Raw genomic sequence first — 18,965 nt, forward strand, 5'->3', positions numbered from 1 at the left:
GAGCATGCCAAATGAATTACTCACCATAGGACAAAAAAGAACAGCGATTGAGCGTGGTTTAAGCCAATATTTGAAGGGAATCGCTTTGGAACGCGTTCTGAGCTATTGGGAGCAGGAATATGGAGATAAGCCTTCTTTTGTACTCAATCGCTTTTTAAGCGAAGTGTGTAATACGGACGAACTGCGTTTTTACCGTAAAGATATGTTGCGTCAGGTTTTATTCGAAATTGCCGAAGTCGAAAAACAGGTTTTACTTCAAGTCAAACCTCCGGAAAAACAAGAGGCTTTGGTTTCAGGACAATTGAGTGATGCCTTTGCGCAATTTGTGGGATATGTGGTCAAAGGTGTAGTACAAGTAGATTTTGCAGACTTTGATCAGGATGTGAAACAGCGACTAACTGATCTTGGGTATGCTGTAGTAGAACAAGCCGCAATACATGATGTTGAGTTTATCAGCGACTTGCCGATTATGAGTTATTCGCAGGTGATTACTGCAATTTACGAAGTTTATTGTGAGTTTTATGGACCGACCAAAGCTGACTTTGTTTTTGCACGTGCAAAAGAACAAATTAAACAACAATTTATGGATGTTGATTTACATCAACTAATTTAAGCAGTTGACTTAAATTTAGATAACAAAAAAGCCAGTTAATTCCAAGATTAACTGGCTTTTGTAGACCAAGTTGGTCATTTTTCTTATGCTACAGATTCTGGAGCTGTACGCCATAAACTTTCTAAGTCGTAAAATTTACGCGCAGTCGGCAACATGACATGAACTACGACAAGTCCAAGGTCAATTAAAATCCATTCTGCATCACGCTCGCCTTCGACACCGATAGGGCGGAAGCCAGCTTTACGTGCTTCTTCAGCCACATTATCTGCGAGCGCTTTCACATGACGAGTTGATGTACCACTTGCAATCACAATCGCATCGGCGACATTGCTAATGCTACTAACATCAAGTTCGATAATATCTTTTGCTTTTACATCTAATAGAGCTTCATGTACAACTTTTAAGCAAGCTTGTACATCTTGAGCTTGAGAATTCATTGCGAGATCGAGAGAATTAGAAGCGCTGGGCGATGGTTCTAAATTCATAAAGGGTCATAATTCCTGACAATAACTCATCATCTAATATAGCGGTTTTATCACCAAATTTCAATTGTCTGTTTTTTAACTTTGTGGATGCTCAGCAAAGTACTTGTTTTTCCACGCAAATGAATGGTTCGAGTGGGCTTGTGGTCGATATTCTGCCGCGATAAAACCTGCATAATCACTGTGACTTAACCAGTCAAAAATTTCTTTAAAGTGAATTTGTGCGGTGTCAGGTTCATGTCGCCCAGGACAATCTGCAAATTGAATATGCCCAATTTCTAAAATATTTTCTTTCAATTCAGCCAGTACATCTTCGCCCATCATTGCCATGTGATAACAATCGTATTGCATTTTGAGTGCGGGATGCTGAACAGCTTCCAAAATTTCCTGAGCTTGCGCAACATTTTGAATGAGGAAGCGTGGCATATCTGTGCCATTAATCATTTCAAACACAGGTTGAATATGATGTTCTGCCAGCATAAAGCAAGCGAGTTTTAAGTTTTTGGCTAAAGTATTTAGGCAGGGTAATAAGTCACAATCGAGCGGTTGTTTACCCGCTAAAATGTTGACACTTGGTACTTTTAACGCAACGGCATATTGAATTGCTAATTCTAAGGCTTGATGAAATTCTTGTTCTCTGCCTGGAATACCAGCCAAACCATTACCGCCTTGCATAAGGTCTCCAGCAGGCACATTAATGAGGCATAAACTTAAATCATGCTGGGTCAGTTGATTTTGAATTTCAGCAATACTGAGCTCATAAGGGAATTGAATTTCAATATGCTTAAAGCCATGAGCATAAGCCAGTGCAAAACGTTCGATGAGTGGCACTTCAGTAAAGATCATGGAAAGATTCACTGCGAGTTTAGTCATGAGCTTGCTCCTGCATTATTATTCTGTTTCAACATGTTGAATTACAGTGGCTAAATCTGATTCAGCATAGCCTTTATTTTGGTGTGCCTGCAATTCCCATAATGCTTTTTTTGCAACTGGAATATCTAATTGAAATTTTTCAGCCAACTGCACAGCATTATTTAAATCTTTTGATAAAGTCTTCACCTTCCATTGTACAGGTTCAAACTGATGATTGGCCATTCTTGGTGTTAAAATTTGAAAAGGTTTTGAGTCGGCAAATCCACCTGCCAATGCTGGAGCAAGTAGAGTGGTATCGACACCCGCTTGACGTGCTAAGGCAACTGCTTCTGCTATTAAGGTGCTGCTGGCGGCTACAATTAATTGGTTGCAAATTTTGGTGGCTTGTCCTGTTCCTGTTTCTCCCATACGTGTGACGCGTTGTGAAAGTACATTATAAATCAGACTTAAGTTTTGAATGATTTCGGCATCGCCCCCTGCAAAAATAACCAGTGTGCCTTGTTCGGCACCCGCTGTTCCGCCAGAAACAGGTGAGTCAATCCAATGTACGTTATCTTGTTGTGCTAATAACGCCAGTGTTTTGGTTTTATCCACAGATAAGCTAGAGAAATCCACAACCACTTGATTGGCAGTCCAGAAGGGCTGAATTTTTTCAATCACCTGTTGTGCAGCCGAATCATCCGAAAGACAGGTTAAGATGACGGGATAGTCTGCAATGTTTTCTAGTTTTAGCGCAGTTGCACCTAAATCAATGAGCACATCGCAGGCAGCAGCAGTTCTGTTCCATACAGCCACTTCAAATCCAGCTTGAAGCAATCGGGTGGCCATACGGCTCCCCATGAGTCCCATACCTAGAAATGCAATTTTTGTATTACGATCAAAACTCATAGGAATCTCTCTATAGCTTATGTATGTTGCCTAAACTTTATTGAAACTGACGTGGAACAAATTGAACTTCAGGTTGTTTATCTTTTTTACGCGCCAGTTGACTGTTTTTACCTAATAAAAGTTTCAGTTGCCAAATTTTTTCTAAACGTAAAGATTTACGTGGTTGATGCTCCATTGCATCCAATACTTGCTTGGCTGCAGCCAAGGCATCTGGGGAGCGTTGCAGCATTTCTTCTGCAAGGGCTTGCGCTTGTTGTAACGGAGTTTCAGACAAATGCGTGACTAAACCAATAGTTTTGGCATAGTTAGCATCGAAAATACGAGCAGTGAGGGTCAACTCTTTGGCTAAATCTAAGCCAATTACCCCTTTGAGTGAACGGCTTAAGCCCATGTCAGGCACCAACCCCCAACGGCTTTCCATAATTGACATTTGCGTGTCAGGATGAGCAATACGAATATCCGCAGCCAAAGCCAATTGCATACCCGCCCCAAAGCAAAAACCTTCTAATGCTGCAATGACAGGCACAGGCAGTTCTTGCCAAATGAGAAAGGCTTTCTGAAAGAGGCTTTGTCCAGGTTTGACCAATTCCCATGCGGCATAAGCACGGTTCTTGGGATTATTTAAATCGGCAAGATCAATTCCTGCGCTAAATACATGAGCTTCACCTGTTAAAATAACACAACGAATGCTGCGGTCTTTTTTGAGTTGATTGGCAACTTTGACCAGTTCATTCAGTAAGGCAAAGCTCATGGCATTGCGCTTCTCTGGGCGGTTTAAACTGACTGTCGCGATTCCGTTTTGTTTTTCTACACGTAATAAAGCCATGTTGGATACTCTAATTTTGCTTTGTTTCGGAGCATAACATGCACCTAACGCAGTTGCATGACAGCTCAGTCACATCTTTTTTTCCGAACATTATTGCACGTGTTTATTTAAAATCGACTGTGCTGCTTGTTTCACTTGTTGCATGATGAGTTTTAGATCATCAAAGCGTTGAAGTGTTTCTTGAATGAACTGTTCATCGGCACGTCGCTTTTCTTTACGTAGTGTCGATATAAATTGTTCAAAGGCCCCTGATGATTCTTGTAAATTAGGCGTGCCCACGTAGCGTGTAGCGCCGTACAAGCGATGTAAAACATGCTCAAGCTGAGGGAAATCTTCTAACTCAATCAGTTGCTGCATTTCATCGAGTTCGGTCTGGAAACTGTCGACTAACATTTTTAAAAGATCGATTGCTAGATCTTCTTTATTGGCTGCCAGTTGTAAGCTTTGTTGCCAGTTTAGAATTTGCGGATCGAGTGCTTCAATGACGATATTTTTTTCCACGATAGCTGCTTTGTCGAAGCTTTTACTGGTCCAATGCGTCAAAATTTGAATGATTTGTTCAATTTGAATCGGCTTGGTTACATAGTCATCCATACCGACTTTTAATAGTTTTTGTTTTTCGTCTGCCAAAGCATGTGCAGTCAGTGCAATGATGGGCAGATGTGTTTCTTCTTCTAAAGTAGACTCCAGTGCACGAATGGCTCGTGTGGTATCAATGCCAGACATAACAGGCATTTGAATGTCCATAAAGACCAAATCAAAGGGTTTTAGTTTTTGTTCCAGACGCGATTGAATAATATCAATGGCTTCCTGACCGCTTTGCGCTTTGGTGGTGGTGACGTTTAGTTCGGCCAGTAAGGCTTCTAGGACAATTAAGTTGGGTAAATGGTCATCGACAGCTAAAATATGCAAGCCTTGACCATCAAAGTTTTCATGTTGTTCAGATTGGAACATGGACTGATTGCTCAGTAATTGAATCAGCGCATTTCGACTTAGAGGTTGATACAGTGGACGTGCGCGATATTCATTCAGCATATTCGGATCGAGTGCCATTTGGTAACCATAAACGGCAAGGCTACCCGTATAGCGACTGCGGATTTCTTTAAGCATGGCTTGAGTGTCGCCACTATGATCCACAATCAGCCAAGTATTTTCTTGTTGCGACTGAAGTTGATTCAAGCGACTAAATAAATCCAGAATCGATGCGGTTTCAATATGCTCGACTTGATAGTTTTCGAGATAGTGGCGCAGCACATGTGCAGCGGCAGGATGCGCCAAATAAGACACCACTTTCATATGTTCGAATTGTGGATGAACAATTTCATATTCTTCATCGACAGCAAACATGGCGGTAAACCAGAAGGTTGAACCTTTTTCGGTTGGTGCTCGTTCTTGGTTGTCTTCAAAACCAATTTGACCTTGCATCAAATGCACCAACTGTTTGGAAATGGCAAGTCCTAATCCTGTTCCGCCAAATTGACGTGTGACTGAAGCATCACCTTGTGAGAACGATTCAAATAAACGTTTGCGGTCTGTACCACTTAAGCCAATACCACTGTCTTGGACACTAAAGTGTAGTAAGCATTGCCCGATATCATCATGTTTCATGCGTACTCGAACAATGATTTCGCCATCAGGGGTAAACTTAATGGCATTCGAAATCAGATTGGTCAGAATTTGTTTAAAGCGTAAGGTATCACCAATCACTTGTTTAGGTACGTCATCGCCATAGTAGAAAGCCATATCAATATGCTTTTGCGCTGCCAATGGCGATAACATGTCCATGACATCAAAAATAGCTTCTTCAAGATCAAATGGCGCTGTTTCCAGTTCCAGTTTACCTGCATCAATTTTAGAAAAATCTAAAACATCATTAATTAATGCCAACAAATGAGCAGAAGATTTGCGAATCGTCTGTAGGTATAAATTTTGCTCGTTACTTAAATTGCCCTGACGCAACAGCAAATGAATAAAACCATCAATACTGTTTAAAGGCGTTCTTAATTCATGACTGATATTGGCTAAGAAAACCGACTTGGCTTGGTTCGCTGAAATCGCTTGGTCACGCGCTTGACGGTAAGTAATGTTTTGTACTTCTAAGGTGTCGAGGGTACGTCTTAAGTCATCTTCAGTCTGTTCAGTATGTTCTTTTAATTCGAGAAAGCTGAAATGGAGTCGTTTTACCACATTGGCAATATCACGTTGGAGGAGACGAAGTTCGCCTGTGCTATTAATGATCATATGTTGATCGAGTGTGTCGGCATTCAAACGTTGTAACTGCATCCGAATTTCATACATCGGCGCAATCCAACGACGTGAATAGAAGTTTAAACACAACAGCAGCAGTAATAGGGTTAAAAGCCCTGTTGCGACCAACACAATCAAGACACGATAGCGTGCAATTTGTAAGGGTTGATTGTCCAGTTCAATCAATAGCCAACCTTTTTGATTGGAAGATTCATTAATTTGCATGCCATAGACATGATTGCCATTTAGTTTAATTGGTCCAAAAAAGTTTTTATCTTTTGGGTATTTGGGCCAAGTTGAATGTGCATCACCACCAATATTGAGTCGCGCAGCACCAGTATGGTCAATAATAGTGGCTTGATTCAGCAGTTTTTCATTGAACATATATTGCATCGCATTTTGCGCTTGGTCATAGTGCCAAGGGTAGCGATTGAGCAAGTCGAGTGCTGATTCTGCGGTGCTTTGGTAACGGGTTAAAATCGCAATCGCCATTTGGCGCTGTTGCGCTTTTGCTGCATTCGATGTTTCAGATAAAACCAATGCCGTGCCTACACAAGCCAAAATCATAATTGGGACAAAAATCATGGCAATTAGCTGCCCATAGGCATGATTTAAGTGTAAGCGTTTAAATAACTTTTTGTTGATATTCGGCATGGCAAATGTAGTAAATTCCCTATGCCCAGCATATTAACATGCTTTAATTGAAACTGACTGAGCTTTAATCACTTTCATGAAAAACCCTGCGAAATGAGTGCAGGCCCCCCTATTTTTTCATACAATACCCGCACCTCGATCAAGGTGCACATAATGAGTAACATAATCCCCGATTTCCAAGCTGATGAATTTTTGTTAGACCACTATGTAGGAAAAACACCATTGGTGCGTTTACAGCGTCTGGCAAGTCACACGCAAGCCACGGTTTTAGCAAAATTAGAAGGCAACAACCCTGCGGGTTCAGTCAAAGACCGTCCAGCCTATAACATGATTATGCAGGCAGAAAAGCGTGGGCAAATTCGACCGGGGGATACCTTGATTGAAGCGACCAGTGGCAATACCGGTATTGCGCTTGCCATGGTTGCAGCGATGCGTGGCTATCATATGAAATTGATTATGCCTAATAACATGAGTCAAGAACGTAAAGATGCTATGCGTGCCTATGGTGCAGAGTTGATTGAAGTGACTCAGCAGCAAGGGATGGAAGGTGCGCGCGACTTGGCGTTACAAATGCAAGCTGAAGGTAAGGGCTTGGTGCTGAATCAGTTTGGTAATCCAGACAATGTGGAAGCACATTACCTGACCACGGGTCCAGAAATCTGGCAGCAAACCGGTGGGAAAATTACCCATTTTGTTAGCTCAATGGGTACGACAGGCACCATTATGGGCGTGTCGAAATACCTGAAAGAACAAAATCCTGAGATTCAAATTGTGGGTTTACAGCCTGAAGATGGTTCGAGCATTGCGGGAATTCGTCGTTGGCCACAAGAATATTTACCGACTATTTTTGACCGTAGCCGCGTTGATCGTATTATGGATATTCCGCAAATTGAAGCGGAAAAAACCATGCGTAAACTGGCACAAAAAGAAGGCATCAGTGCGGGTACATCATCTGGTGGTGCGGTGTGGGCATCATTACGTATTGCAGAAGAAAACCCAGATGCAGTGATTGTCTGCATTATTTGTGATCGTGGCGACCGTTATTTATCGACAGGTCTGTTCTCGGTACAAGATCCTGAATAATTTTAAATTGACCATTGAGAGTTGACATGCGCTTACCTGTTCTTGTTTTTGATATTGAAACCATGACGGACTTGAAGTCAGGCGCACATCTTTATGGTCTGAATTTACCCGAAGCGGACTTGGAACAAGCGCTGACCAAGCTGCGTCGTCAAGAAACAGGCATGGATTTTCAGCGTTTACCTTTACATGAAATTGTCTGTATTTCGGGTTTATGGATCGATGAATTAGGTGCAATGAAACTGTTTTCATTTAGTCGAGAACAGTATTCTGAAGCCGAAATTTTAAAGAAGTTTCTCTCTATTTTTGATAAGAAGCATCCAACCTTGGTCAGTTGGAATGGTTCGCAGTTTGATCTTCCTGTGATTTTGTTCCGTGCCATGTATCATGGTTTGTCGGCATCAAGTTTGTTCGATCAGGGTGAGATTGATCATCAGAAGAAGTATAATAACTACCAGAACCGTTACCATCATCGTCATGTCGATTTAATGGATGTTATGGCGATGTTTAATTTGCGCCATTTCCAGAAACTGGATGATGTCGCACATTTATTTGGCTTTCCTGGAAAGCGTGGTGATGGTGGTTATCATGTGCCCGAATATGTTCGGTTACAACAATGGCAGGATTTAACTGGCTATTGTGAGGGCGATGTATTAAATACATGGCTGATTTATTTACGTTGGTTGTTATTGAAAGGTCAATTACAGCTACAAGAGCATCAAGCTTGGATACAGGCGAGTATTCAGTTATTACAGGCTCATCCACAACATACTGATTTTCTGAAAATTTGGCGAGAAACGTCACAGCAGACAGAATTTACAGCATCCGATTTTCACCATTTAAACTAGGTTTTCATGAAGCATCGCAAGCATACCCGTCCAAGTCAGCAACCAATTTATACTTTTCAGGTTGAGACGCTTTCGCATGAGGGACGAGGGATTGCCCATTATGGTACGGATGCCATACACCCTGTAGAAAAGCATGGCAAGAAAGTCTTTATTGCTCAGGCATTACCTGGCGAAACGGTACGCGCCAGAATTACCCATAGTAATAAACGCTTAGAAGAAGCCGATTGTGTGGAGGTGTTGGGTACGCCATCAACGTTAAGAGTGAAGCCAGCCTGCCCACATTTTCATGTCTGTGGGGGATGTAGCTTGCAGCATATTGAAAAAGATGAGCAGATTCGCTTTAAACAAGATGTGTTGAAATCACATTTACAGCATTTTGCAGGCTTGCAACCAGAACAATGGTTAGCACCTATTCGCTCTTTACGAGAAGATTACCGCCGTAAAGCCCGTATCGGTGTACGATATTTCCCGCAACGTGATCAACTGATTGTCGGGTTTCGTGAAAAGCAAAGTAATAAATTAACGTCAATTGATCGTTGTCTAGTGCTTGATCAGGCTTTTGGTTCAATCACGCGCTTAAAACAGTTACTCCAAAGTCTAACTACTAAAGCCGCGATTGGGCATATAGAATTGGCGATGGGGGATCAGGATATTGCCTTACTGATCCGCCATACAGAAAAATTATCGGACCATGATGTCAACCAATTAAAACAGTTTACGTTACAGAAACAATGGCAGTTGTATTTGCAGCCCGCAGGCCCAGAAAGTTTACAGCGTGTGGATCAAGCACAGGCTGAAATGCGTTTACATTATGCTTTAACTGACCTTGATGTGAATTTTAGCTTTAGTCCACTAGATTTTACTCAGGTGAACTCAACTGTTAATCCACAAATGGTCAAGCTGGCATGTGAATTGCTTCAACTGCAACAAGGTGATCGTGTTTTAGATCTCTTTTGTGGACTTGGCAACTTTTCTTTACCCCTTGCACGTTGTGTTGGACCAACAGGACAGGTAATTGCGGTTGAAGGAAGTGATGAAATGGTACAACGAGGTCAGGACAACGCACGTCGTAATGCCATGACCAATATTGAATTCTTTTCACAAGATTTAACAAAAGATTTTTCGCATCATTCTTGGGCAAAACAGGGATTTGATGCATTATTGATAGACCCTCCACGTTCAGGCGCGGAAGAGGTAATGCATTATGTTCCTAAATTTAATGCAAAAAAAATCGTTTATGTATCATGTAATCCAGCAACATTGGCAAGGGATGCAGGTGTTTTGGCACAACATGGCTATCGATTAAAAAAGGCGGGTGTGATGGATATGTTTACGCATACTGAACATGTCGAATCAATTGCCTTATTTGAGCAAGAAAAAGAGATAAACGATTTATAATATGAATGATCATTTCGTAGGAGAAGGGTATGGTCACAGTACGTGAGCAATTGCCTGGACGACTCAATGAGTTGTCTGAGGAAGCGACTGTAGAGCATGCCGAACAAGCTCAACTTGATTTAGCTGAATGGTTAGATCGAGTACGCAGCATTTTAGACGGGGCAGCGCTCAAACAACTCGAAGAAGTTGCAAAAGAGACTCTGCAAAAAGAGTTGGAATCCACAGTTAATCATCGATCGAACACCTTTTCCACAGGGATCGAAATGGCCGATATTTTGGCACATTTACACGTCGATGAAGATACCTTATCCGCTGCAATGTTGTACCGTAGTGTTCGTGAAGGACTCATGAGCATTGATTTTGTCCGTCAGCATTTTGGTGAGCAGGTATATAGCTTGGTGAAAGGTACCTTGTCCATGGGTAAACTTTCTGAGCTAATTGAACAAAATAAACGCTTAGAAGACCATTTTAATAATGATCAGCGTGAACATTTGACGGGCATCTACAAGATGTTAATTTCCGTCACTGAAGATGTTCGTGTTGTACTGATTAAACTGGCAGAACGTACTTATGCTTTACGTGAACTGGCAAAATCCTCACGTGAGCGTCAGGAACGTGTCGCACGAGAAATTTTGACCATTTATTCTCCACTGGCACACCGTTTGGGTATTGCACAGTTAAAGTGGGAACTGGAAGATTTAGCCTTTCGTTATTTAGCACCAGAACGTTATAAAGAAATTGCTTCCTTACTGAATGAAAAGCGTTTAGAACGAGAACACTATATTCAGTTTGTGATTGATAAACTCAAAAATGAGTTAGCTGATCATGGTATTGAAGCTGAAATTAATGGGCGGGTGAAACACATCTATTCGATTTATCGGAAGATGAAAAGTAAGAACCTAAGCTTTGATCAGTTGTATGATATTCGCGCTGTACGGGTGTTGGTAAAATCTGTGCCTGAATGTTATCACTCGTTGGGCATTGTGCATCAAATTTGGCGACATATTCCGCATCAATTTGATGACTATATTACCAATCCAAAAGCCAATGGATATCGTTCTTTACACACGGCAGTGATTGCTGAAAACAAATCACTGGAAGTACAAATCCGTACCCGTGATATGCACGAAGAAGCTGAGTTGGGTGTGTGTTCGCACTTTAATTATAAAGAAGGCGCAAAAACTACCGATCATTCCTTTAACCATCGTTTGCACTCTTTGCGTGCCGTGCTGGAGCATTACCAAGAGCGTAATGATGCGAGTGCACATAAAGAAGATGAAGATTCTGAAAACTTTGAGCAAATTCAAGAATTTGAAGATTTTGAGAAAATTTACGTGTTCAGTCGTGATGGTGATATTAAGGAATTGCCACGTGGTTCGACAGTGCTGGATTTTGCTTATCATGTACACACTGAAGTCGGCAATAAGTGTTATGCCGCACGTGTTAACCAACGTTACGTACCGCTCACTTACACCTTAAAAACAGGTGAACAAGTTGAGATTTTAACCAAGAAAGATCGTGAACCTAACCGTGACTGGTTGGTGAATTCTTTGGGGTATATCCGAACTGCACGTGCCCGCGATAAATTGCGTCATTGGTTCCGTCAGCAAGATCGCAGTAAGAATCTGGAAATTGGTCGTGACATTCTGAACAAAGAATTATCACGATTGGCGATTCATCCTAAAAGTATCGATTTAAGTGACTACTGTAATCACTTTAATGTGAAAACAGGGGATGACATCCTGATTAACTTGGTGAGTGGTGATATTAGCCTGCATGCCTTGATGAATCAGGTCAATCGTCATATGCATCTGGATCAGGATGAACCTGAGCTGGTGCTCAAGCCTGCTTTGAATCCGCGTGCCAGCCATACCTTGTCGGCACACGGCATTCTGATTGATGGCTTGGACAATGTGGAATTGCATGTTGCACAATGCTGTCAGCCAGTCCATGGTGAATCGATTGGCGGCTATATCACTCTGAATCGTGGCGTCAGTATCCATAAAGTGGCGTGTCCTGACTACGTACGTATGATTGGTCAAGAACCTGAGCGTGCTGTAGAAGCAGATTGGGAAATGCAGCCTACACGCGGTCAAAGTGTACAGATTGTCGTGGAAGCTTATGACCGCCGTGGTTTGTTGAAAGATTTAACTCAAGTGATCTTCTCGGATCAAATCAATATTCGTCAGGTAAACACCATTTCTGAAGCTGATGGTATTGCCAATATGAAATTGTTGATTGAAGTGAAAGGTTTGGCACAATTATCGCGTTTGCTGGCACGATTGGAGCAGCAACCAGGTATTATTAGTGCGCGTCGCTTAATTCAAGGCAATTAAGTAAATAAAAAAGCCTGCCTAGAGCAGGCTTTTTTATATATGTGGTTCATCAGAAAGGTTGAATAGAGAGTAAGCAATGGAACAACTATTGGCGGTCATGCAAGAATTACGTGAAAAATGTCCTTGGGATCAAAAGCAAACGCCTAATAGTTTAACGCCTTATGCGATTGAAGAAGCTTATGAAGTTGAGGCTGCAATTCGTTCTGGTGATATTCAACATATTAAAGAAGAACTGGGTGATTTGTTGCTGCAAGTAGTGTTTCAATCTCAAATGTACAGCGAGCAAGGTGCTTTTAATTTTCAGGATGTAGTGCAGGGGATTACTGAAAAACTGATTCGCCGTCATCCACATGTTTTTCAGGCTGAACAGTTTAATCAGTTGACCGCAGAAGAAGTATCAACTCTGTGGAAGCAAATTAAACAACAAGAAAAACAAGGTAAGCCACAATCTCGTTTAGATCAAATTAAGCATGGCCCAACTTTACAACAAGCAGAGCAGATCCAAAAAAATGCGGCGCAGATTGGCTTCGATTTTGCCAATGTGGCAGATGCTTATGCCAAATTAGAAGAAGAACTCGCTGAATTACAACAAGCAATCAAGCAACAAAATTCAAACGAAATACAAGCTGAATTGGGTGACTGTTTATTTTCTTTGATTAATGTTGGACGTAAACTAGGCGTCAATAATGAAATCGCCCTGTTGGGAACGATTGATAAATTTAGAACACGCTTTGCTTACATTGAAAATCAAGCGCAATTGCAAAACAAAAGCGTAGAGCAATTATCCTTGATGGAAATGGACCGATTATGGGAGCAGGCGAAAAACATATGACTTTATAATAAATACAGGCAACTTATGCAGATGAATTTTAACGCTATTCGATTATTGCGAATGGTGGTGTTGTTGACATTGACGATTTTTGGATTCGATCATGTAAATGCACAAAACTTTGATCAAGAATACTTGAACTGGAAAGCAAAACAGCAAGCACAGGATGCTCGGCTTGGTTCATCACGCGCGGATGGAAACTATTATCTTTCAAAACCCAGTTTAAATACGGTATCAGGCAATAAAATACGCTTGAACAGTGCAACATCAGAACAATTACAGCAACTTTCTGGTATCGGTGAGAAAAAAGCTGAAGCGATTTTACAATATCGACAACAGCACGGAAAGTTCAAAACTGTGGATGAATTACAGCAGATTAAAGGGATTGGACCGAAGCTCTTACAGAAAAACAAAGATCGATTAACTCTCTAGCCTTTGGTTTTGCAGAATTGCTATGCAATATTCAGTAATGCGTTGAGATAATCAAATTGCCCTTTGATTGTGTTAGAGATATGATTAGCACCATCTTAGATATTTTACGTTCAGGCGTAGGAGACAGCGTCTTTTGCAAACTTTGCGCGCGTCAAAATGTGGTTTATCCACCGCTCAACTTCCTGCTTCAATTCTTGATGTAATTGATGCCCTAACCAAAGCGGGCTACGAAGCTTATATCGTAGGGGGCGGTGTTCGCGACTTAATGTTGGGTCTTAATCCGAAGGATTATGATGCCGTGACCAATGCCACACCCTCACAAATTAAAGAAGTGTTCGGCCGTCGTTGCCGTATTATTGGCCGTCGTTTTGAATTGGCTCATGTCTATTCTGGACGTGAACTGATCGAAGTCGCCACGTTTCGAGCACCACCAAAAAAAGCAGTGACTTCTGCTGCGGGTATGATTCTGCGTGATAATAATTGGGGATCGATAGAGCAAGATTTCTCGCGTCGAGATTTTTCAATCAACGCACTTTATTATCAACCACGTAAAGGTATTGTGCTCGATTTTTGTCATGCAGTAGAAGACGTTCAAAGTCGTACTTTACGCTTACTGGGTGATCCTCAATTGCGTTTTGAGGAAGATCCTGTACGAATGCTGCGTGCATTACGTTTCTCAGCAAAATTAAAATTCAGTATCGATCCAAAGATTTTAGAGATTTTTACGCCTGAGCGTACACAACTTTTGCGTGATGTCTCACCACATCGTCTTTATGATGAATCACAAAAATTATTTACCATGGGGCACTTGTACCAAGTATTGCCAATGTTGATTGATTTTGGCATTTGGCGTCAGCTATTTGCAGAGATTCGTCCTGAAATTACACCATTTATTGAGCGTGCGGCCAAAAATACTGATCAGCGCATTCAAATTGGCAAAACCATTAACCCTGCATTTTTTTATGCGGTGTTGTTATGGAAACCTTTTTTAGAGCGTTGCGATTTTTATTTGCAAAAAGGTGTAGTTCCTGCAGAAGCACGTGCTCAAGCGGGACTAGATGTGCTCAAGCGTCAAGCGACACGTACCGTGATTCCGCGTTTTGCTGAAACTTTCATTCGTGAAGTGTGGGAAATGCAAACACGTTTGTTAAACCCAAAACCACAGCAAATTGAAGCACTGTCTAACCATGCACGTTTCCGTGCAGGTTTTGACTTTTTATTGTTGCGTGAGAAATCAGGCGACAACACGACTCAATCTATGGGTAGTTGGTGGGATGCTTATCAACTGATGTCTAGCGACGAAAAAGAACGTGCGATTGGTCAGTATAATCGTCAACGTGCCAAAACGCGTCGTAAGGCAGCACAAGAAGAACCTGCTGAAACTAAGGTTGCTATTGAGATTGAACCTTTGGTACAAGAGCAAGAGCCACGCAGTCGTCGAAGCCGAAAAGCCAAAACTACAGAAACCACTTCTAGAACCTCAACTCAAGATACGTCTGAATTGAGTCACGATCATCCTATTTTAAAGAGAAAACGGGTGAAACGTGATTTAAGCCAAGTTGTATTTGGGCCAACCCAATGAAGATTGTGAGCTATATCGGTTTAGGCAGTAATTTGGGTGATTCACGCCAAATTTTGACTGAAGCTGTTCAGAAGTTAGCAACATTGGGTGCTGTGAGTACATCTAAATTGTATCAAAGCCCGCCCATGGGTCCTCAAGATCAACCGCATTACTTTAATGCGGTAGCACGTTTGGAAACGGATTTGGCTGCTTTGGCTTTGCTAGATCAATTGCAGCAATTTGAGCAAGATGCAGGGCGAGTCCGTCTGCGTCGTTGGGGGGAGCGGACTTTAGATCTAGACTTATTGCTGTATGGCGATGAGCAGATTCAACATGAGCGTTTGACCGTCCCACATGTTGGAATTTTAGAACGTGATTTTGTGGTTATTCCATTAATGGATTTAAATCCAAATTTACAGATTCAGGGACACCGATTAGATCGCCTCGATTTATTACAGCACACAACATTAACTGAAGTGGCTGATCAGCATTGGGCCAATATTTAATAACAAAGGTATGTTCTAGGAACTTCTAGAGAGGAACATCTCATGATTAGTCTGAGTGACTTAAGACAATTTAAACAAGATGGACGTAAGTTTTCATGCCTCACTTGCTACGATGCGAGCATGGCAAAAGCAATGGAGCTTGCTGAAGTCGATACGATTTTAATTGGTGACTCTTTAGGGATGGCAATACAAGGTCGTGATTCAACTTTACCAGTAACTGTTGAAGACATGGCTTATCACACCGCGGCTGTGCGCCGTGGTAATCAACATGCGTTGATTATGACTGACTTACCATTTATGTCTTATGCGACGTTGAATGATGCATTGGTGAATGCGAAAACCGTGATGCAAGCGGGTGCGCAGATGGTCAAAATTGAAGGTGGTGCTTGGTTAAGTGAAACTGTAGAAGTATTGACCCGAAATGGTATTCCAGTCTGTGTGCATTTGGGCTTGACCCCTCAATCGGTCCATGTTTTAGGTGGTTATAAACTTCAAGCACGTTCACGCGAAGCCGCAGATAAGCTGCTTGCAGATTGTCAAGCAGTTGTCGATGCTGGTGCTGCGATATTGCTACTCGAATGTGTGCCTGCACAGTTGGGTCAGGAAGTTACTGCACGCTTTCCAAATGTTCCCGTGATTGGTATTGGTGCAGGCGTCGAAACAGATGGACAAGTTTTAGTTGTACAAGATATGCTCGGTTTGACATTTGGACGCGTAGCCAAATTCGTGCGTAATTTTATGAAAGAGCAAGCCGGGGAAACTGCAATTTTAGATGCATTTAAGGCTTATCATGCCGCTGTGCTCGATCAATCATTCCCAGCAAAAGAACATACTTTTCAAGTAGAACTGTAATATGAAAACTGAAACGACGATACAAGGCTTAGCGGCATCACTGCAACCCGCTCGTACTGCGCGAAAAATTATCGGCTTTGTTCCGACCATGGGGAATTTACACCAAGGACATTTGAACCTTGTACGCGAAGCTCGCAAACTCTGTGATGTGGTTGTGGTCAGTATCTTTGTCAATCCGATTCAATTTGGCCCGAATGAAGATTTTGATAATTACCCGCGTACTTTAGATCAAGACAGTCAGCTTTTGGCAGATGTCGGTTGTGACATTATTTTTGCACCTTCAGTCGAGCAAATGTATGGTAAGCAGCCACGTTTAACTAATATCAGTGTCTCAGAAATTACCAATGATTTGTGTGGTAAACAACGTCCTGGTCATTTTGATGGCGTGGCCGTTGTTGTGACCAAATTATTTAATATTGTACAACCGAATTATGCCTTCTTTGGACAGAAAGACTTTCAGCAGTTGGCGGTTATTCGTCAATTGGTGCGAGATTTGAATATTCCACTGGAAGTGATTGGCGTGCCGATTGCCCGTGCTGAAGACGGTTTGGCATTAAGTTCTCGCAATGGCTATTTAAGTGAAGAACAACGTAAAGTTGCGCCAAGCATTTTCAAAAGTTTAAAACATGCCGAAGCTGAATTGCAGCAAGGCACTGATTTAACAGAAGTGTTAGAGAATATTAAAACCACGTTGACAACAGCAGGTCTGGTTGTTGACTATGTGGAAGCACGTACACCACAATTACACGTGATTGATCAATTCAATCAAGATATTGTTTTGTTTGTGGCGGCAAAATTGGGCACAACCCGACTCATCGATAATTTGCAGGTTAAGCATACTGCAGCATAGAAACCAAGGAATAGCTTTGCCATGAAGCGCATTTTGATTGTGACAGGACAATCTGGTTCAGGTAAGTCATCTGCATTGCAGGTACTGGAAGATTTAGGTTATTACTGCATTGATAATTTGCCTTTGGCATTGCTGCCAGAGATTGTGGCAAAACTGGATCGTGAAAATAATCTCGAACAATTGGCCTTAGGGGTGGATGTTCGGAGTACGCGTGCAGATTTGCAGGAGTTTGATCATGTTTTTGAACAATTATTAAGACATGGTGCGGTCGATATTATTTATTTGACCACGCGGGATCAGGAGTTAATCGCACGATTTAGTGCTTCACGTCGCCCGCATCCATTGTCGAGTCGTTTTAAAAGTTTGAATGAGTGTATACAGGAAGAAAAAACCTTATTACTTCCGATACAATTACGCTCTACAGTACATATTGATACAACTGATAAAAGTGTGCATGATTTAAAGCATACTTTATTGTCTAAACTTGGACAGTCCGATAACTTAATTGTAATTTTGCAGTCATTTGGCTATAAACATGGCATCCCTTTAGATGCTGACTATGTCTTTGATGTGCGTCATTTACCAAATCCGCATTGGGATTTAGAGTTGCGGAAATATTCTGGTTTAGATGTGCCAGTACAAAATTTTTTGGAACAAAGTCCACAGACCAATGAAATGTTTAAAGACATTTATCATTTTTTGGACAAGTGGTTGCCTGCATTTGCTGAAGGGCATCGTCACTATATGACGATCTCCATTGGTTGTACAGGTGGACAGCATCGTTCTGTTTATATTGTGGATAGACTCAAAAAAGCGCTTGAAGCGAACTGGTCTATTCAAGTCCTACATCGAGAAATGAAGCACTGGTCATGATTGACACAACTGTTGACGTAATTAATAAACTAGGGTTACATGCGCGTGCATCTGGCAAACTCATTGAAGTAACCACCAAATTCAAATCATCTATTCAAATTGGAAAAGGTGATAAATTAGTCGATGCAAAGAACATTATGTCTTTACTGATGCTTGGCGCAGGTAAAGGCACCACTTTACGTTTAGTGATTGAAGGCGCAGATGAGGAAAAAGCCTTGTCTGAAGTTCAAGCACTATTTGCAGCAAAATTTTACGAGGCAGATTAATCGTGGCACGTCGACCGAACCGTTTTACTGACGAAGACTTCGAAACTTTAGAAGGACGCGCAAGTAAAACTGAACAAAAGAAAGCAGTTCAGCGTATGGCTGCTTTAGGTGAGCAGTTGGCGCAACTGAATCCAAAACAAATCCAGCAACTTCCTGTGGATGAGCGTTTAATTGATGCCATTTTGGATGCGCAGACCATTACCTCACATGAAGCACGTCGTCGCCAATTTCAGCGTGTAGGTAAGTTGTTGCGCAATGAAGACGAGACCGTCATTTTGTCGTATTTAACCCCACAGCAGGGTGCAAAGAAAACTGCACAGTTGCAGCGTTGGGTAGATCGAATTATTAAAGATGGTGATCCGATCATCAATGAATTCTGTAAAGTTCATAATGCTGCAGAACGTCATACATTACGTCAACATGCTTTGCGTATTCACCGTGATATGGCTAAAAATTTGACGGAAGCTGAATTGGCAGAATCAAGACTGAAGTTATTTAACTATGTGCAGCAAGTGGCACTGTTGTCTGATAACTGATTTAAGTAAGTTATA

At 41.7% G+C, this 18,965-nt stretch carries 19 protein-coding genes; 14 read left to right on the plus strand and 5 right to left on the minus strand.

Going from position 1 to position 18,965, the window contains the following annotated elements:
- Positions 1-4: 4 nt before the first annotated feature.
- A complete protein-coding gene (locus F4W09_RS10950) occupies positions 5-613 on the plus strand; it encodes a hypothetical protein (protein ID WP_151504826.1) in 609 nt (202 codons plus the stop codon).
- An 83-nt stretch (positions 614-696) separates the two neighbouring features.
- Here the strand turns inward: F4W09_RS10950 and rsfS are convergent, their stop codons facing one another.
- The 5 genes from rsfS to F4W09_RS10975 form a co-directional block, all read right to left on the minus strand.
- Complete coding sequence (gene rsfS / locus F4W09_RS10955; protein WP_016166152.1) at positions 697-1,098, minus strand: ribosome silencing factor; 402 nt, start codon at positions 1,096-1,098, stop codon at positions 697-699.
- Positions 1,099-1,173: 75 nt separating this feature from the next.
- Entirely contained in the window at positions 1,174-1,968 is a 795-nt protein-coding gene (locus tag F4W09_RS10960; protein ID WP_044738977.1) for a hydroxypyruvate isomerase family protein, read from the minus strand.
- Between the two features lie 18 nt (positions 1,969-1,986).
- Positions 1,987-2,856 (minus strand): NAD(P)-dependent oxidoreductase, encoded by an 870-nt coding sequence (locus tag F4W09_RS10965; protein WP_151504827.1) that lies wholly within the window; start codon positions 2,854-2,856, stop codon positions 1,987-1,989.
- Between the two features lie 37 nt (positions 2,857-2,893).
- Positions 2,894-3,682 carry a crotonase/enoyl-CoA hydratase family protein gene (locus tag F4W09_RS10970; protein WP_016166149.1) on the minus strand — a complete coding sequence of 263 codons (789 nt, stop codon included), beginning with the start codon at positions 3,680-3,682 and terminating at the stop codon, positions 2,894-2,896.
- 90 nt (positions 3,683-3,772) lie between these two features.
- A complete protein-coding gene (locus tag F4W09_RS10975; RefSeq protein WP_104441473.1) occupies positions 3,773-6,583 on the minus strand; it encodes a GacS-like sensor histidine kinase in 2,811 nt (936 codons plus the stop codon).
- Positions 6,584-6,736: 153 nt separating this feature from the next.
- Here F4W09_RS10975 and cysM point away from each other — a divergent pair, with 153 nt between their 5' ends.
- The 13 genes from cysM (at position 6,737) to yjgA (ending at position 18,950) form a co-directional block, all read left to right on the plus strand.
- Complete coding sequence (cysM, locus tag F4W09_RS10980; RefSeq protein WP_151504828.1) at positions 6,737-7,666, plus strand: cysteine synthase CysM; 930 nt, start codon at positions 6,737-6,739, stop codon at positions 7,664-7,666.
- Between the two features lie 26 nt (positions 7,667-7,692).
- Entirely contained in the window at positions 7,693-8,511 is an 819-nt protein-coding gene (locus tag F4W09_RS10985; protein WP_104441474.1) for a 3'-5' exonuclease, read from the plus strand.
- A 6-nt stretch (positions 8,512-8,517) separates the two neighbouring features.
- On the plus strand, positions 8,518-9,909 hold the full coding sequence (gene rlmD / locus F4W09_RS10990; protein ID WP_151504829.1) for a 23S rRNA (uracil(1939)-C(5))-methyltransferase RlmD: 1,392 nt from the start codon (positions 8,518-8,520) through the stop codon (positions 9,907-9,909).
- Between the two features lie 29 nt (positions 9,910-9,938).
- Positions 9,939-12,245 carry a RelA/SpoT family protein gene (locus F4W09_RS10995; protein ID WP_044738971.1) on the plus strand — a complete coding sequence of 769 codons (2,307 nt, stop codon included), beginning with the start codon at positions 9,939-9,941 and terminating at the stop codon, positions 12,243-12,245.
- 76 nt (positions 12,246-12,321) lie between these two features.
- Complete coding sequence (mazG, locus tag F4W09_RS11000) at positions 12,322-13,077, plus strand: nucleoside triphosphate pyrophosphohydrolase (RefSeq protein WP_151504830.1); 756 nt, start codon at positions 12,322-12,324, stop codon at positions 13,075-13,077.
- A gap of 30 nt (positions 13,078-13,107) precedes the next feature.
- The gene (locus F4W09_RS11005) at positions 13,108-13,506 is read left to right on the plus strand and encodes a ComEA family DNA-binding protein (protein WP_151504831.1); all 399 of its coding nucleotides are present in this window, start codon (positions 13,108-13,110) and stop codon (positions 13,504-13,506) included.
- 133 nt (positions 13,507-13,639) lie between these two features.
- Positions 13,640-15,088 (plus strand): polynucleotide adenylyltransferase PcnB, encoded by a 1,449-nt coding sequence (gene pcnB / locus F4W09_RS11010; RefSeq protein ID WP_151504832.1) that lies wholly within the window; start codon positions 13,640-13,642, stop codon positions 15,086-15,088.
- Positions 15,085-15,573 (plus strand): 2-amino-4-hydroxy-6-hydroxymethyldihydropteridine diphosphokinase, encoded by a 489-nt coding sequence (folK, locus tag F4W09_RS11015; RefSeq protein ID WP_151504833.1) that lies wholly within the window; start codon positions 15,085-15,087, stop codon positions 15,571-15,573. The genes pcnB and folK overlap by 4 nt, the downstream gene beginning before the upstream one ends.
- A gap of 42 nt (positions 15,574-15,615) precedes the next feature.
- Positions 15,616-16,425, plus strand: coding sequence for a 3-methyl-2-oxobutanoate hydroxymethyltransferase (gene panB / locus F4W09_RS11020; RefSeq protein WP_016166139.1), 810 nt, complete (start codon positions 15,616-15,618; stop codon positions 16,423-16,425).
- A gap of 1 nt (position 16,426) precedes the next feature.
- A complete protein-coding gene (gene panC / locus F4W09_RS11025; protein WP_104441475.1) occupies positions 16,427-17,275 on the plus strand; it encodes a pantoate--beta-alanine ligase in 849 nt (282 codons plus the stop codon).
- 21 nt (positions 17,276-17,296) lie between these two features.
- Positions 17,297-18,148, plus strand: coding sequence for an RNase adapter RapZ (gene rapZ / locus F4W09_RS11030; RefSeq protein ID WP_016166137.1), 852 nt, complete (start codon positions 17,297-17,299; stop codon positions 18,146-18,148).
- Positions 18,145-18,414, plus strand: coding sequence for an HPr family phosphocarrier protein (locus F4W09_RS11035; protein ID WP_016166136.1), 270 nt, complete (start codon positions 18,145-18,147; stop codon positions 18,412-18,414). Before rapZ ends, F4W09_RS11035 begins: the two co-directional genes overlap by 4 nt.
- Before the next feature lie 2 nt (positions 18,415-18,416).
- Entirely contained in the window at positions 18,417-18,950 is a 534-nt protein-coding gene (gene yjgA / locus F4W09_RS11040; protein ID WP_044738963.1) for a ribosome biogenesis factor YjgA, read from the plus strand.
- The last annotated feature ends 15 nt before the right edge of the window (positions 18,951-18,965 follow it).

This window comes from Acinetobacter tandoii, from assembly GCF_008867985.1.
Lineage (GTDB): Bacteria > Pseudomonadota > Gammaproteobacteria > Pseudomonadales > Moraxellaceae > Acinetobacter > Acinetobacter tandoii.

Excerpts from the sequence above, each read along its gene's own strand:
- F4W09_RS10950 (WP_151504826.1), top strand. The coding sequence starts at position 5 with ATGCCAAATGAATTACTCACCATAGGACAAAAAAGAACAGCGATTGAG.
- rsfS (WP_016166152.1), bottom strand. The coding sequence starts at position 1,098 with ATGAATTTAGAACCATCGCCCAGCGCTTCTAATTCTCTCGATCTCGCA.
- F4W09_RS10960 (WP_044738977.1), bottom strand. The coding sequence starts at position 1,968 with ATGACTAAACTCGCAGTGAATCTTTCCATGATCTTTACTGAAGTGCCA.
- F4W09_RS10965 (WP_151504827.1), bottom strand. The coding sequence starts at position 2,856 with ATGAGTTTTGATCGTAATACAAAAATTGCATTTCTAGGTATGGGACTC.
- F4W09_RS10970 (WP_016166149.1), bottom strand. The coding sequence starts at position 3,682 with ATGGCTTTATTACGTGTAGAAAAACAAAACGGAATCGCGACAGTCAGT.
- F4W09_RS10975 (WP_104441473.1), bottom strand. The coding sequence starts at position 6,583 with ATGCCGAATATCAACAAAAAGTTATTTAAACGCTTACACTTAAATCAT.
- cysM (WP_151504828.1), top strand. The coding sequence starts at position 6,737 with ATGAGTAACATAATCCCCGATTTCCAAGCTGATGAATTTTTGTTAGAC.
- F4W09_RS10985 (WP_104441474.1), top strand. The coding sequence starts at position 7,693 with ATGCGCTTACCTGTTCTTGTTTTTGATATTGAAACCATGACGGACTTG.
- rlmD (WP_151504829.1), top strand. The coding sequence starts at position 8,518 with ATGAAGCATCGCAAGCATACCCGTCCAAGTCAGCAACCAATTTATACT.
- F4W09_RS10995 (WP_044738971.1), top strand. The coding sequence starts at position 9,939 with ATGGTCACAGTACGTGAGCAATTGCCTGGACGACTCAATGAGTTGTCT.
- mazG (WP_151504830.1), top strand. The coding sequence starts at position 12,322 with ATGGAACAACTATTGGCGGTCATGCAAGAATTACGTGAAAAATGTCCT.
- F4W09_RS11005 (WP_151504831.1), top strand. The coding sequence starts at position 13,108 with ATGAATTTTAACGCTATTCGATTATTGCGAATGGTGGTGTTGTTGACA.
- folK (WP_151504833.1), top strand. The coding sequence starts at position 15,085 with ATGAAGATTGTGAGCTATATCGGTTTAGGCAGTAATTTGGGTGATTCA.
- panB (WP_016166139.1), top strand. The coding sequence starts at position 15,616 with ATGATTAGTCTGAGTGACTTAAGACAATTTAAACAAGATGGACGTAAG.
- panC (WP_104441475.1), top strand. The coding sequence starts at position 16,427 with ATGAAAACTGAAACGACGATACAAGGCTTAGCGGCATCACTGCAACCC.
- rapZ (WP_016166137.1), top strand. The coding sequence starts at position 17,297 with ATGAAGCGCATTTTGATTGTGACAGGACAATCTGGTTCAGGTAAGTCA.
- F4W09_RS11035 (WP_016166136.1), top strand. The coding sequence starts at position 18,145 with ATGATTGACACAACTGTTGACGTAATTAATAAACTAGGGTTACATGCG.